Annotated in this window: 17 protein-coding genes; 2 read left to right on the top strand and 15 right to left on the bottom strand. The window is 70.2% G+C overall.

The features are described from left to right. The first annotated feature begins 66 nt into the window (after positions 1-66). Positions 67-723 carry an NAD(P)H-binding protein gene (locus JOD64_RS31835; protein WP_204945664.1) on the top strand — a complete coding sequence of 219 codons (657 nt, stop codon included), beginning with the start codon at positions 67-69 and terminating at the stop codon, positions 721-723. 21 nt (positions 724-744) lie between these two features. Beyond that, positions 745-1,023 carry a DUF1905 domain-containing protein gene (locus JOD64_RS31840; RefSeq protein ID WP_204945665.1) on the top strand — a complete coding sequence of 93 codons (279 nt, stop codon included), beginning with the start codon at positions 745-747 and terminating at the stop codon, positions 1,021-1,023. A 45-nt stretch (positions 1,024-1,068) separates the two neighbouring features. On the opposite strand, the gene JOD64_RS33655 is transcribed toward JOD64_RS31840, so the two are convergent. The 15 genes from JOD64_RS33655 to JOD64_RS31915 all read right to left on the bottom strand — a co-directional run bounded on the left by JOD64_RS33655 (position 1,069) and on the right by JOD64_RS31915 (position 12,813). Beyond that, the gene (locus JOD64_RS33655) at positions 1,069-1,764 is read right to left on the bottom strand and encodes a DivIVA domain-containing protein (RefSeq protein ID WP_204945666.1); all 696 of its coding nucleotides are present in this window, start codon (positions 1,762-1,764) and stop codon (positions 1,069-1,071) included. Between the two features lie 108 nt (positions 1,765-1,872). Next, a complete protein-coding gene (locus JOD64_RS31850) occupies positions 1,873-3,054 on the bottom strand; it encodes a globin domain-containing protein (RefSeq protein ID WP_204945667.1) in 1,182 nt (393 codons plus the stop codon). A gap of 2 nt (positions 3,055-3,056) precedes the next feature. Further along, positions 3,057-3,455, bottom strand: coding sequence for a group I truncated hemoglobin (locus JOD64_RS31855; protein WP_204945668.1), 399 nt, complete (start codon positions 3,453-3,455; stop codon positions 3,057-3,059). Between the two features lie 260 nt (positions 3,456-3,715). Then, a complete protein-coding gene (locus JOD64_RS31860; protein WP_204945669.1) occupies positions 3,716-4,312 on the bottom strand; it encodes a MerR family transcriptional regulator in 597 nt (198 codons plus the stop codon). Between the two features lie 184 nt (positions 4,313-4,496). Then, positions 4,497-4,961, bottom strand: a complete 465-nt coding sequence (locus tag JOD64_RS31865; RefSeq protein WP_030492026.1) for a bifunctional nuclease family protein — start codon at positions 4,959-4,961, stop codon at positions 4,497-4,499. 185 nt (positions 4,962-5,146) lie between these two features. Then, positions 5,147-5,848 carry a transcriptional regulator FtsR gene (gene ftsR / locus JOD64_RS31870; RefSeq protein WP_204946359.1) on the bottom strand — a complete coding sequence of 234 codons (702 nt, stop codon included), beginning with the start codon at positions 5,846-5,848 and terminating at the stop codon, positions 5,147-5,149. Between the two features lie 50 nt (positions 5,849-5,898). After that, positions 5,899-6,351: an oxoglutarate dehydrogenase inhibitor Odhl gene (odhI, locus tag JOD64_RS31875; RefSeq protein ID WP_007071101.1), complete on the bottom strand. Its 453-nt coding sequence runs from the start codon at positions 6,349-6,351 to the stop codon at positions 5,899-5,901. 214 nt (positions 6,352-6,565) lie between these two features. Next, positions 6,566-6,946 (bottom strand): glycine cleavage system protein GcvH, encoded by a 381-nt coding sequence (gene gcvH / locus JOD64_RS31880; RefSeq protein WP_184187386.1) that lies wholly within the window; start codon positions 6,944-6,946, stop codon positions 6,566-6,568. A 60-nt stretch (positions 6,947-7,006) separates the two neighbouring features. Next, complete coding sequence (locus JOD64_RS31885) at positions 7,007-8,089, bottom strand: DUF881 domain-containing protein (RefSeq protein ID WP_239559746.1); 1,083 nt, start codon at positions 8,087-8,089, stop codon at positions 7,007-7,009. Between the two features lie 11 nt (positions 8,090-8,100). Further along, positions 8,101-8,433: a small basic family protein gene (locus JOD64_RS31890; RefSeq protein WP_030327710.1), complete on the bottom strand. Its 333-nt coding sequence runs from the start codon at positions 8,431-8,433 to the stop codon at positions 8,101-8,103. After that, a complete protein-coding gene (locus JOD64_RS31895; protein WP_204945670.1) occupies positions 8,430-9,374 on the bottom strand; it encodes a DUF881 domain-containing protein in 945 nt (314 codons plus the stop codon). Before JOD64_RS31895 ends, JOD64_RS31890 begins: the two co-directional genes overlap by 4 nt. After that, the gene (clsA, locus tag JOD64_RS31900) at positions 9,371-10,003 is read right to left on the bottom strand and encodes a cardiolipin synthase ClsA (RefSeq protein WP_204945671.1); all 633 of its coding nucleotides are present in this window, start codon (positions 10,001-10,003) and stop codon (positions 9,371-9,373) included. The genes JOD64_RS31895 and clsA overlap by 4 nt, the downstream gene beginning before the upstream one ends. A gap of 292 nt (positions 10,004-10,295) precedes the next feature. Then, positions 10,296-10,760, bottom strand: a complete 465-nt coding sequence (locus JOD64_RS31905) for a MarR family winged helix-turn-helix transcriptional regulator (protein ID WP_204945672.1) — start codon at positions 10,758-10,760, stop codon at positions 10,296-10,298. 56 nt (positions 10,761-10,816) lie between these two features. Beyond that, on the bottom strand, positions 10,817-11,995 hold the full coding sequence (locus tag JOD64_RS31910) for a PP2C family protein-serine/threonine phosphatase (protein WP_204945673.1): 1,179 nt from the start codon (positions 11,993-11,995) through the stop codon (positions 10,817-10,819). A gap of 71 nt (positions 11,996-12,066) precedes the next feature. Beyond that, positions 12,067-12,813 (bottom strand): SAM-dependent methyltransferase, encoded by a 747-nt coding sequence (locus JOD64_RS31915; RefSeq protein ID WP_204945674.1) that lies wholly within the window; start codon positions 12,811-12,813, stop codon positions 12,067-12,069. Between the last annotated feature and the right edge of the window lie 44 nt (positions 12,814-12,857).

A 12,857-nucleotide genomic window follows, 5' to 3' on the forward strand; every position in this document is an offset into this window, starting at 1 on the left:
CAGGAAACCACCCCCGGCGCCCTCCAGCGTCGCCACTGCCACCGACACCGCCGGTAGGTTGGGCGTATGCGTGTCGTCATCGCCGGAGGCCACGGCAAGATCGCCCTACTGCTGCAACGCCACCTCGCCGGACGCGGCGACACCGCCGTCGGGCTGATCCGCAACCCCGCGCAGGCCGCCACGCTGCGCGCCGCCGGTGCCACCCCCGTCGTGTGCGACCTGGAACACGCCGACGCCGCGGAGGTCGCCGCGCACCTCACCGACGCCGACGCCGTGGTCTTCGCCGCGGGTGCCGGCCCCGGCAGCGGCGCCGCGCGCAAGGACACCGTCGACCGGGGCGCCGCCGCGCTGCTCGCTGACGCCGCCACCCGCGCCGGTGTCCACCGCTACCTGCTGGTCTCCTCGATGGGCGTGGACGCCCCACCCTCCGCCGGCACCGACGACGTGTGGGCGGCGTACCTGCGGGCGAAGAAGGCCGCCGAGGACGACCTGCGCGGCCGCGACCTGGCCTGGACGGTGCTACGCCCCGGGCGGCTCACCGACGATGAGCCCACCGGCCGGGTCACCCTCACCCGACACGCGGGCCGGGGCGCGATCAGCCGCGCCGACGTCGCCGACGTCCTCGTCGCCCTGCTCGACGAACCAGGCACCACCGCAGCGACCCTGGAACTCGTCGGCGGGTCCACACCGATCGTCGACGCCATCCACGCCGTCACGACCTGACCGGCCCCACGGAGGAGAGCAATGGACCCGCAACCACTCGACCACCGCTTCACCGCGCCCATCGAGAAGGACGGCGCGTTCGCCACCTACGTGACCGTGCCCGACTCCGCGGAGCTGCTCGGCACCCGCCGCGCCGTCAAGGTCACCGGGACGATCGACGGCCACCCGTTCAACGCCACCCTCATGCCCTCCGGCGTCGGCCCGCACTGGCTGCCCATCCGGGCCGCACTGTGCAAGGCCATCGGCAAGAGCGAAGCCGGCGCCGAGGTCACCTTCCACCTCGAGCAACGCCTCAGCTGACCACCACGGGTGGGGTCCCCTCAGGTGACCCCACCCGTGCGGTGATCACCGATGCTGGTGGCGCGGCAACTCCGACTGCCCCACCACACCGCCGACGAACGGCGCGCCCGGCGTCTCCGCCGCGATCCGGTCCATCGTGCGGGCCAACTGCTCACTGCCGTCGTCGAGATGCCGCGCCGCCGCCTGCATGTGCGACACCATCATCTCGCCGAAAATCCGCAACGCCTCGCGCGTCGCCACCGTGTCGTCGAAGCTCGACCCCGCCGCGCTGCGGTACTCCGTCACCGCCCGCTCCGCCTCCCGCTTCGCCTCCGCCTCCGCCGCGTGCATGTAACTCTCGTACTGCACCCGGGCGTACTCGGCGACCCGCCGCGCGTAGTCATGCGCCTGCGCGATGATCTGCTCCGCCTCCCGCTGCGCCGCGGACAGCAGATTCACCTCCCGCGCCGCCGGGACCTTCGCCGCCGCCCCCGTGCTCGGGATGACCCCGTGCCGGTGCAACTCCACCCGGTCGGTCAGCCGCTCATTCTCCGCCCGCAACGTCGCGATCTGCGTCGCCAGGAGATCCAACTCGTCGGCGACCTGCACCCGGAAGCGGTCCACGTCGGCGTTGTCATAGCCACGCCGCGCGAACGACGCGGCACCGAACTCCCACCTCCGGACCCGGTCGGAGGTCATCCGCACCTGCACACCGCCGGATACCTGTATCCCGTCGTACCGGCTGATCGGGGTCGCGCTCACCTGTGCTCGCCTCCGTTCGCGACTGCGGGGCTCGCAAGCTCACTCCTCGCGCTCACCGCGCCCGCCTTTCGTTCGCGACTGCGGGGCTCGCAAGCTCACTCCTCGCGCTCACCTGTGCCCACCTCCCGAAGTGTCACCGACGGGCGCCTGCTGCACCGCCGTACGCCAGGCCGGGCCGTACCACTGATCACCCAGGCCTTCGTGGTGCACCTGACCCGCGTGGAAACCCGCCTGGCCCAACGTCTGGACCGCGTGCGAAACCATCTGGTCCGATCCGCACACGAACACGTGCCGGGAACGCCAGTCGCCGTCGGCCAACGCCCGGTCCACCGCTTGCACGAACTCCCCCGGCCGGTTCACATCGGCACCCACCACGTAGGTCACCGTCAACCACGGGTACGACGACGCCATCTTGTCGATCGCGTCGCTGTCGTAGAGCTCGCTGCGGGAACGGGCCCCCACGTACAGGTCCACCCGGCGGCGGGAACCCTCCGCCGCGACCTGCTCCACCAACGCCTTCATCGGCGCCCAGCCGGTCCCCGCGACCAGCAACAACAGATCACTGGAACCCGCCGACCACAAGCCCAGTCGGTCTCCGACCGGTGCGGCCAGGTGGATCCGATCACCCACCGCCGACCCATACACCAGCCGCGACGACACCGCGCCGCCCGGCGCGGCCCGCACATGCAACTCCAGGGTGCCGTCCGCGCGGGGGGCGTTCGCCGGCGAGTAGTACCGCCACGAACGCACCGACGGGTGCGACACCCCGATCGACTGACCCGGGGTGAACGGCAACAGGTACTGCGGACGCACCGTCAACACCGCCACGTCGAACGCCCGCCGCTCGTGCGCCACGATCTCGGAAACCCACCACGGCGGGTTCACCGCCTCGGCGGCCTGCGCCGCCTCCGTCATCACCTGCGCGATCAACCCGTACGCGGCTGTCCACTCCTGAGCCAACTCGTCGGTCCACTGCTCCCCGAGGAAATGCTGCAGCGTCGCCAGCAGCGCCTCACCGACCGCCGGGTAGTGCTCCGCGCGTACCGCGAACTTGCGGTGGTCCGCGCCGAGGTCCTGCAGGAAACCCACCAGCTGATCCAACTGGTCCACGTTGGACACGATGTGCCCCAACGCGGTCACGAGGCGGTCCCGCTGCCCGGCCATGTTCGTCGGGAACATCTGCCGCGTCTCAGGATGAGCGAGGAACAACGTCGAGTAGAAATAGAGCGGCACCTGGTCGCCGTGGCCGGCGACCAGGGACCAGCTCTGCTTGAGTCGGGCCGCGTCCACGCTCAGACGCCCGACCGGTTTCCGGAGGCCACCACCTGGTCCTGCACCTGCCCCAGCACGGTCTGCACGTCAGCGAGGATGTCCGCCGGCACACCCAGCTCGGTCAGCGTCGCCGTCAGGTGCACGCCCACCTTCGCGTAGTGCTCCACCGGGATGTTCAACGGCTGGTGCGCCTCGGCCAACCCACGGCCGGTGTACTCGTTCGGCCCACCCAGCACCACGGTCAACATCAACGCCAGGTGCCGCCGCTGACCAGCCATGTCCACACTGGTGAAGTAACCCGCCAAGTCCGGGTCCGCCAGCACCTTGTCGTAGAACAGCTCAACAGCCGCCTTGACCGAACTGGCACCGCCAATGCGCGCGTAGTGCGAAGCGGGAGCCGTTTCTTCCGTAACCGTCACGGTAGTTCCTCCGGGGGGTGAAGGGTCCAGAACCGTGAGGGACCATAGCGTGTCAACCGCCTCCGGTCAGCGCCCCGGTATCGGATTCCCGACAGGCGGACGAACACGCTCCGTCACCACTACCGGCTGGTATTTCCACAACCGGCCACCACAGCGACACCCACCGTATCCACAAGGGAGCGCACCGGCCTGTCAGGCCCTGCCACCGTCACCGACGGTCGCGAGAAAACCAATCGGAAAAAAACCGGAAAACGCGCCGCTCAGCCGGCCCGGCGCCGCGCCCGCCGCGCCGCCAACTCATCGCCCACCGGATCCGACTCCGGCGCCACCGCCGGCTCCACCGGGCCGCTCGTCGCCGGCTCCGCCGGCAGATGCGACAACGACCCCTGGATCTCCTTGAAAGCCCCACCGATCGCGATCCCGAAGACACCCTGGCCACCCTGCAACAGGTCGACCACCTCCTCGGGGGACCGGCACTCATAGACCGTCGTCCCATCAGAGATGAGCGTGATCCCGGCCAGATCCTCCACACCACGCGACCGCAGCGCCTCAATCGCCTTACGGATGTTCTGCAGGGACACCCCCGCGTCCAACAACCGCTTCACGACCTTCAACACCACCAGGTCCCGGAACGAATACAACCGCTGCGTCCCCGAACCAGAGGCGTCACGCACGCTCGGCACCACCAGCGTCGTCCGCGCCCAGTAATCCAACTGCCGGTAACTGATGCCCACCGCATGGCAGGCCGTCACACCCCGGTAGCCGACCGAACCGTCACCCTCAGCCGCCACAGCTGGCGACGAGGCACCCGGCTCGTTCAACTCTCTACCCGGATCGGAATCCTGCGGCTCGTGCATCCGGACAACCTCCCCGTCAGTGTGGCGACGCGTCGTTTCCGGGACGCGCACCCCTCGACAAGGAAACCCTATAGGCACCGTCAGGGGTTACCACGGAGGAACCGACGCGACACGCCGCGCAGCCACCGAGAAAGATCACCAACCGCACCGGAATCACCCACAGTGACCGCCGGGAGCAGCAGCCTCAGCCCGCGAAATCCTCCGGACGCACCTGGTCCAGGAACTCACGGAACTTCTCCACCTCGTCCTCCTGCTCATCAGGGATGACGATCCCCGCCTCGCTGAGGACCTGCTCCGCACAACGAATCGGCGCACCGACACGCAACGCCAACGCGATCGAATCGCTCGGCCGCGCCGACACCCGCACCCCGTCGCCGATCAACAGGTCCGCGTAGAACACGTTCTCCTTGAGTTCGGTGATCTCCACCGCCTGCAAGGGCGCCTTCAACGCCGCCAACACGTCCCGCAGAAGATCATGCGTCAACGGCCGGGCCGGCTTGACCCCCTGCTGCTCATAAGCGATAGCCGTGGCCTCGACCGCGCCGATCCAGATCGGCAGATAGCGGTCCCCCTCGACCTCCCTGAGCAGGACGATCGGTTGGTTGCTGGGCAGCTCCACCCGAACTCCGACCACGCTCAGCTCGCGCACCGCCGCCTCCGTGTCGTTGTCACCTACGCCGCACCGCACCCTTCCCTGCACGGTACACGGACCGCGACACGGCCGTCCCATGCGCTACAGCACCACGTCCGCGCCAGAAAGGGGTTACCCCGGCAAGCCTACGGCACGCTTCCCGGAAGAGATCTTTCCGCTCAGCCACCGCCCGCCGGGCACCCTCACCGACCCAACGTCGAACGCAAACCCACCCGCACCAACGCCGCGTGCAACTGCTCCGACAACGCCACCAACTCACGCGCCGTCTCCGCCGCCCGCGCCCGCGCCGCCGGATCACTCTGCCGCGCCAACGGCGCCACCAACTGCGCGAACAAACCGACCTCACGGTCCGCCGCCGTCCGATAACCCCGCAGGTGCCGCGGCTCCAACCCGTACGACGCCAAACCCGCCACCGCCGACGCGATGATCAACGCGTCCGCGTCATACCACCCCGGCGGATCCGACACCAGCACACCGAGCCGCTCCAACTCCACAAGCGTCGACTCGTCGATCCCACTACGCGCCACCAGGTCCGCCCGGCCGAGTCGCACCTGCGACGACTCGGCCGGCTCCACCGACTCACGACCCGGCACCGCACCATCGGGACCAACCGCCACCAACGCCGGACGCGACCGCCCCGGCTGCTCACCGGACGAGTCCCACTCCGCCAACTGCTCACGGATCACCCGCAACGGCAGGTACTTGTCCCGCTGCGCGGTCAACACGAACCGCAACCGCGCCACATCGTCCCAGCTGTACTTCCGGTAACCCGCCGCCGTCCGCTGCGGCTCGACCAGACCCTCGGCCTCAAGGAACCGCAGCTTCGAAATCGTGGTGTCCGGAAAATCCACCCGCAACTGCCCAAGCACCTCACCGATGCTCATCAGCGGCTGAGACCGAGCCGCCCCGGGTGACGTGGAGGCCGCAGGCTCGTTCACCCCCGGCCGGCCTCCTCCTCCGGGCGCGGACCGGCGATGAACACCACCCGGAACTTACCGATCTGAACCTCGTCACCATTGCTCAGCGTGGCCGCCTCGACCCGCTCACGATTCACGTACGTGCCATTCAGGCTGCCCACGTCGCGCACCGTGAACGTCCCACCGTCACGGTGGAACTCCGCGTGCCGACGCGACACCGTCACGTCATCGAGGAAGATGTCACTGTCCGGGTGCCGGCCACTGGTCGTCACATCGTGGTCCAACAGGAACCGGGCACCCGCATTCGGGCCTCGACGAACCACCAGCAGCGCCATACCCGGCGGCAACGAACCGGACATCCGGCTCGGCACCACATCGGTGTCCGGCCCCTCCAGCACTTCGTCGAGCGAACCGAGATTGAGCGTCGAAGTGACGTCGAGTGGGGGGAACTCGTCGTCTGGCCGCGTCATGGGACCACCTCACGGATCTGTTCGGTCGGCGTCGGGTAATGGCGGGTCTGGCCGCCGGGCGCTCGTTCACCCGGCGGCTGGCTCCCCGTGCCCGGGAAGGCAATTCCGCAACGCTCAACTATTGGGTTCTCGGTCGACTGGGCGAGCCTAGCCAGCGCCGAAATGCAGGGCAACCGGACGCGCGCAGACAGCCCACGCACCGGAACAAGCACACTCAGCCTTCGGTGATCTTCTGATAAGCGCCCGCCGTCAGCAACCCGTCCGTCGCCGTCGGATCATTCGGCGTGATCTCCACCAACCAACCCTCACCGTACGGATCAGTGTTGATCAGCTCAGGCGTGTCACCCAACGCCTCGTTGCGCGCCGAAACCGTACCGGCCACCGGCGCGTAGATCTCCGACACACTCTTGGTCGACTCGATCTCACCCAGCGAATCACCGGCCGCGACCACCGCACCCGCCTCGGGCAACTGCACGTACACGATGTCACCCAGCGCGTCCTGCGCGAAGTGCGTGATGCCGACCCGGATCGAACCCGTGCCGTCACCCGCCACCCACTCGTGCTCGGCGGTGTATCGCAGATCCTCAGGAATCACCAGACGCGTCCTTCATCCATCGGTGCCCCGGACCACCCGGGCCCGGCGCGGCCGCGCCGGTCAGGAGACCGGACGGGCGTGTTCCAACTTGATCGGAGCGTGCAGCGCCGAAACCTCGGCAACCTCACGCTCCCCAAACGTCACGTTACCGCCGACGCCCCGGACCGACGCCACCACCCCACCAGGAATGTTCAACGCCGTACGCATCGTCGCCGGATCACCGATCACCGTGATCGTGTACGGCCCCGTCAACCGACGCCCCTCCACCACCAACGACCCGTTGTCATCGAGGAAGTACGTCGACGCGATGACCCGCACCGTCGCCCGGTCACCACCGGAGATCTGCATCGCCTCCGCACCCGCACCCCGCAGCTCCTGCACCGCGTCCAACACCCGGTTCGCCGTGATCGGCTGGACACCCGCATCGAACTGCACCGTCAGCCCCGGCCCGACCGCCGGCAACGTACCCGCCAGGATGCCCAGCTCGTCCGCCCGCCGCGTCGCCTCGTCCAACGCCGCCTGACGGCCCTGCTCACCCGAGTGCAACTGCCGCTGACTGTCCTCCAACGCACGAATGTCCTGCTGGAGACGACTCTCCCGCGCATCCAGATCCGACAGGATCCGGACCAGGTCCTCCTGGCGCGTCGCCCCCAACGTCGGATCCGTCGACGTCGTCTTCAACTGCACCACCAACGTGAAGCCCAACAACGCCAACAACGCCACGATCATCACCCCGGCGCCACTCCACCGGGACCGACCCGCCGCCACCGGCGCCACCGACTCCCCGGCCGGCTCCGGCTCCCCGGCCGGCTCCGGCTCCCCGGCCGGCTCCGGCTCCCCGGTCGGCTCCGGCTCCCCCGCAGGCTCCGCCAACCCGTCGGAACCCGCCACCGGCTCCCCCGACCGCGACATGGCGCTCAGGTCCACCGTCGCACCGTCATCGACCGGCTCCGCACCCGGCTCCACAGCGGGATCCGCGTCCGGCCGCTCCGGCTCCACGGGCTCCTGCGGGACCAACGGGCTCAACTCGTCCGGATCCGGCGAATCCGGCCGCGGATCCGGCTCACCCGCCGGCCCACCCGGCCGCGCCGGACCCGCCGGCTGCGGCCACCCGGTCCCCGTGTCGGTCTGCTCGTCACTCATCGCCGTCAAACCTACGCCCGGAACAGGTGCCGACGGATCGCCGCCACGTTGCCGAAGATGCGGACGCCCAACACGACGACCACACCGGTGGACAACTGCCCGCCCACCCCCAACTGGTCACCCAGATACACGATCAGACCGGCAACCAGCACGTTCGAGATGAACGACACGACGAACTGCTTGTCGTCGAAGATGCGGTCCAACCGGGCCCGCACACCACCGAACACCGCGTCCAACGCGGCAACCACCGCGATCGGCAGGTACGGCTGCAACGCCGCCGGTACTGTGGGATCAAGCCACACACCGAGCACCACACCGGCGAGCAACGCCAGCACCGCGATCATCGGCCACCTCCGGAGGGGCTAGTGGTCGTCTTCGGGCCGGACGACCCGGGACTGCCGGACCGGACACCCGACGCGGAAGGGCTCGGACTGACCGACGGCTTCGCGTAGCGTAGCTGCGGCTCCGGAGCCGCCGGCAGGGTGAGGTCGTCCGACTCCCGCACACCGAACGACAACCCGGTCGTCTGCGCGACCTCCCGCATCAACGCCGCGTTACGGCTGTCCGCGAACTTGCGCCGCAGCGAACCCGGACCGATCGCCGACACCTCGTACGGCCCGGTCACCGGCCGGAAATCCACAAGCATCGCCTCACCCGCCGAACGGATCGTCGACGTCGCCGTCAACCGCTGCCCGTTGATGGCGATCGCCTCCGCGCCGGCACTCCACAACGCGTTCGCCACCCCCTGCAGGTCGCTGTAGAGCACCCGCGACGGCCCAGCGCCGGCACCGGTCACCGCGTCCGCGTTGTCCGGTGCGTCCGCCAACCGCACCACCACACCATCGCCGCGCACCCGACCCAGCCCCGTGCTCGCCTCCAGGTCCCGCAGCCGGGCGGCGGCCGACCCGCTCAACGCCGCGTCCCGCTGCCGACTGACCTCTTCACGCAGCTGGTCCGCTCGCGTGGACAACCGATCGGTCTGGCTCTCCCGCTCCTTGATCTGCGCCACCAGACCGGAACGGGCCTGGCTGCGCCCCGGCTCGTCCGCGATCGTCTGCCGGTACGCGACCGCGAACAGGAAACCGAGCATCACCACCACGACCAGGCTGACCGACCGGGTCGGCCAGGCACGCCACCCCCGGGCCGGCGTGGCGGACGCGGAACGACGGCGGGCGGCCGCCGCGTCCGCGTACCCCGGATCCAGCGGGTTGCGAAACAGTTCGGTGAGGAAGTCCGGCGCGTACACCCGGTCCTGGCGGGGCTTCTCGGGCCGCGGGGCGCTCACTGCGCCGCTCCCCGGCCACGCGCGGCGCGCACCAGCCGAGCCGCCTGCACCACGTACATCCCGCCGGCCACCCAGTAGAGCACCAGCCCCCACCAGGCCAACGCCCAACCGATCGCGGCCGTCGCCGTCGCCGCCGCGCTCCACTCGGTGGCCAGCAGCAGCACCGGGAACGCCGCGAGCAGCAGGAAGGTGGCGGTCTTGCCCACGTAGTGCACCGGCGGCGGCCCGTAGCCGAAGCGGCGCAGCACCGCCAGCGAGCCGAGCAGCAGCAGTTCACGGGCCAGCAGCGCCGCGGTGAACTGCCACGGCACCACCTCCCGCGCGGTGAAGGCGACCAGGGTGGCAAGGATGTAGAGCCGGTCGGCGAACGGGTCGAGCAGCTCCCCGAGTCGACTCACCTGGTGCAGGCGGCGGGCGATCCAACCGTCGACCCAGTCCGTGGTGCCGCCGATGGCCAGGACGATGATCGCCGCCACGTCGGCCCGCTCGACGAGGAACAGGTAGAGGAACAGGGGTACGCCCAGCAGCCGCACGAAGCTGATCAGGTTGGCCAGGGTGAGCACCTGGTTGCCGAGGGCCTCGTCACCGGTGTCCCTCGGTTGCTCTGCCCGAGCCGGCCGACGCGACACCGATCCTCCTCCACGGCACGCAGGCCCCCCGGCCGACGTCGGGCGCGGCGGAGGGTCGTACGCGCTGTCGGGCCGGCCATCGCCGGCTCCCCCTGCGGCCCCGGGCGGGGCCTCTTCCCTGATGCGGCCCGTGATCTTCGAAGATCACGGGCCGGCTAAGTGCGTTGTCACTATATCGGGCTTCCCCCAGCGCCTCGGGCGCCGCCGGTGCGGCTTGGTGCGGCTTTGCGCACTGTGGTGTGGATCACCACGCGTAGAGCGTCCTAGGATACTAGAGGACAGGGTGGACCGCTCAGGCCGTCTGCACCACCACGTCGGGCTGTTGCTCGGGCACCGCCTGGGTCGCCGCCCGACCGAACGCAACCAACGCCACCAACAGATCGTGCTGCATCCGCGCCGGCATCCGATCCAGCACCGACTGCACCGCTCGCTGCCGCTGCTCGGCCAACTGCCGCAGCAGGGTCAGCGCCGCCGCGGTCGCCACCAACCGCACCTCACGCCGGTCGCGCGGATCGGGCACCCGGCGCAGCAGGCCGGTCGCCTCCAGCCGGTCGCAGAGGCGGCTCGCCGACGACGGCACCACATCCAGCAGCTCCGCCAACCCGTTGACATTGGTCTCCGGTCGACTGCTGATCAGGGTCAGCACCCGCAACTGCGTGGGCGGCACCTGGTGCCGCGCCGCGGCCGAGTCGAGCACGGCGATCAACGTCCCGGCGGCCGCGTCGATCGCCGCGGCGAGATCCGCAGGTCGCTCCACCCGATGTCCCCTGCCGTCGTCGCGCTGGTGCCCACCGGACGGAACGGTGGCGACCCTCACTCGTTGCCCCGCTCACGCGGACCGTGCCAGTCCAGACAGACCACGACGGCGTCGTCGCGCAGATCGGAGTCCGCGTGGTAGGCGTGCAGTTCGCGCATCACCGTACCAACCGCCTCAGCCGCCGGCTGCAACCGTGTGGCGCGCAGGGAGCGGGCCATCACCCGTTGCCCGTACGGCTCCTGGCCCGGTGGTTCGGCGGCCCACACCCCGTCGCTGACCACGAAGAGGCGGTCACCCGGCGTGAGTTGCAGCTCCTGCAGCTCGTAGCGGGTCTCCGCGAACATGCCCAGCGGCAACTGCTGATCCAGCTTGATCGGCTCCACCACCGCCCCGCGCATCCGCAGCAGGTGCGGGGAGCCCGCGTCGACCGCCCGCACCCGGCCGGTGCGAGTGTCCACTTCGAGCAGCAGGGTGGACACGTACCGGCGGCCCCGGTGCTGGTAGAAGACCGTGTCCGAGGCAAGCTCGGCCTGCTCCACCAGGCCGCCACCGGAGCGACGCGCGTTGCGCATCGCGTTCACCGTGACGGCCGTCAGCATCGACGCGGCCAGACCACTGCCCTCGCCGTTGAGCACGGTCACGGTGAGCCGATCGCCGTCCAGCGACCAGTCGAAGTGGTCCCCACCCACGGTGTACGCCGGCTCGAGTTGCCCGGCCAGGTGGAACGCGTCGTGCGCCACGCCGCGCCCGGGCAGCAGATCCCACTGCATCTCGGCGGCCATCGTCAGCCGCTCACGGCGACGGGCCCGCCGGTAACGGTCGGTCTCCCGGTCCGCCGCACGCATCGCCACCGCGAGAGCACCGGCGATGTCGGCCGCGTGGCCGGTGACGGTCGGACCCGGGACGGCGGGAAGCTCGATCATCAGCACCCCCAGCCGCTCCCCCCACACCGTCAACGGCAGGTAAAGCCGGCAGGGGCCCTCGGCGGCGCTGTCGCGCACCGGTTGCTGGCTGCTGAAGCACCGCTGGGCCACGGTGTGGCAGGCCAGGAACCCGGCCGCCGGCAGGTCCGGATCCAGCACCGGCCAGAGCCCGCTGATCCGGTAGTCGGCGACGAACACGTCGGTGCGCAGCGCGCCCAGCGTCGACCGGATCGCCCGGTCCGCCGCCTCCGCCAACTGGTCGGGCGGGGCCTCGCGCAGCGCGCGCGACACCACGTCCGGCGGGTCCACCATGGTCGTCCTCTCCAGAAGCTTGCTACAGGGCAAGCATCATACGGACGACCCCGGACGGCGAACCCGCGCGGTCAGTCGCCACCACGGGTCGCGAGCACACCGTGAAACGCGTCGGGCACCTGCACCGGTGCGCCCTCCGGCCTCCACTGGGCGACCGGGACGATCCCGTCCGCCGTCGGCGCCCACCGACCCAGCAGCGGCGCGAACGCCGCCGGTGGACGCATCCGGAACTGCGGCCCCATCATCGCCAGCGCCTGTGGATGACCCGCCAGTTCCTCGGTATCGAAGTCCACGGCCAGCAGGCTGCCCGGCGCCGCGCCGGCGTACAACTCGTCGAGCGTGCGGGTCAGCGTAGCGTCGTCGAGGAACGCGGCGAGCCCGAGAAAGACCACGCCGACCGGCCTGCGGCCCCAACCCGGAACGAACCGGTGCAGCTGCGCCGGGTCGATCGTGCCGATGTCGGTCGCGTCACCGAAGCCGTAACCGGCCCGGTCGCTGCCGGCGAGGATGCTCTGCCCCAGCCGGATGGTCACCGGGTCGACGTCGGTGTAGAGCACGGTCGCGTCGGTGGCGACCTCGTGCACGTTGCCCATCGTGGGCACCCCGGCGCCGAACACCAGAAAACCGTCCACGCCGTGGGCGACCATGGCCCGCACCGTCCGGCCCAGGAACTCCCGCAACTCCCGGAACACCGGCGCGCACGGCCCGTACGCCTGCTCGAACGCGCTCGCGGCGGCCACGTCGACCGGGAAGTGGTGCTCCCCACCGAGCCAAAAGTCGATCATGCGTGCGGTGCTCGGCTGCTCCGGTTCACCCATCGACAACGCTCCCTTCCCGGCCGGTCGTCGCCAGCGTACCGACC

Origin of the sequence: Micromonospora luteifusca, assembly GCF_016907275.1 — a bacterium.
GTDB lineage: Bacteria > Actinomycetota > Actinomycetes > Mycobacteriales > Micromonosporaceae > Micromonospora > Micromonospora luteifusca.

What these genes read in the sequence shown, in the direction of transcription:
- JOD64_RS31910 (WP_204945673.1), bottom strand. Translation starts at nt 11,995, where the DNA reads ATGGTGGACCCGCCGGACGTGGTGTCGCGCGCGCTGCGCGAGGCCCCG.
- ftsR (WP_204946359.1), bottom strand. Translation starts at nt 5,848, where the DNA reads ATGAGCATCGGTGAGGTGCTTGGGCAGTTGCGGGTGGATTTTCCGGAC.
- odhI (WP_007071101.1), bottom strand. Translation starts at nt 6,351, where the DNA reads ATGACGCGGCCAGACGACGAGTTCCCCCCACTCGACGTCACTTCGACG.
- JOD64_RS31885 (WP_239559746.1), bottom strand. Translation starts at nt 8,089, where the DNA reads ATGAGTGACGAGCAGACCGACACGGGGACCGGGTGGCCGCAGCCGGCG.
- JOD64_RS31840 (WP_204945665.1), top strand. Translation starts at nt 745, where the DNA reads ATGGACCCGCAACCACTCGACCACCGCTTCACCGCGCCCATCGAGAAG.
- JOD64_RS31835 (WP_204945664.1), top strand. Translation starts at nt 67, where the DNA reads ATGCGTGTCGTCATCGCCGGAGGCCACGGCAAGATCGCCCTACTGCTG.
- JOD64_RS31915 (WP_204945674.1), bottom strand. Translation starts at nt 12,813, where the DNA reads ATGGGTGAACCGGAGCAGCCGAGCACCGCACGCATGATCGACTTTTGG.
- JOD64_RS31890 (WP_030327710.1), bottom strand. Translation starts at nt 8,433, where the DNA reads ATGATCGCGGTGCTGGCGTTGCTCGCCGGTGTGGTGCTCGGTGTGTGG.
- JOD64_RS31860 (WP_204945669.1), bottom strand. Translation starts at nt 4,312, where the DNA reads ATGCACGAGCCGCAGGATTCCGATCCGGGTAGAGAGTTGAACGAGCCG.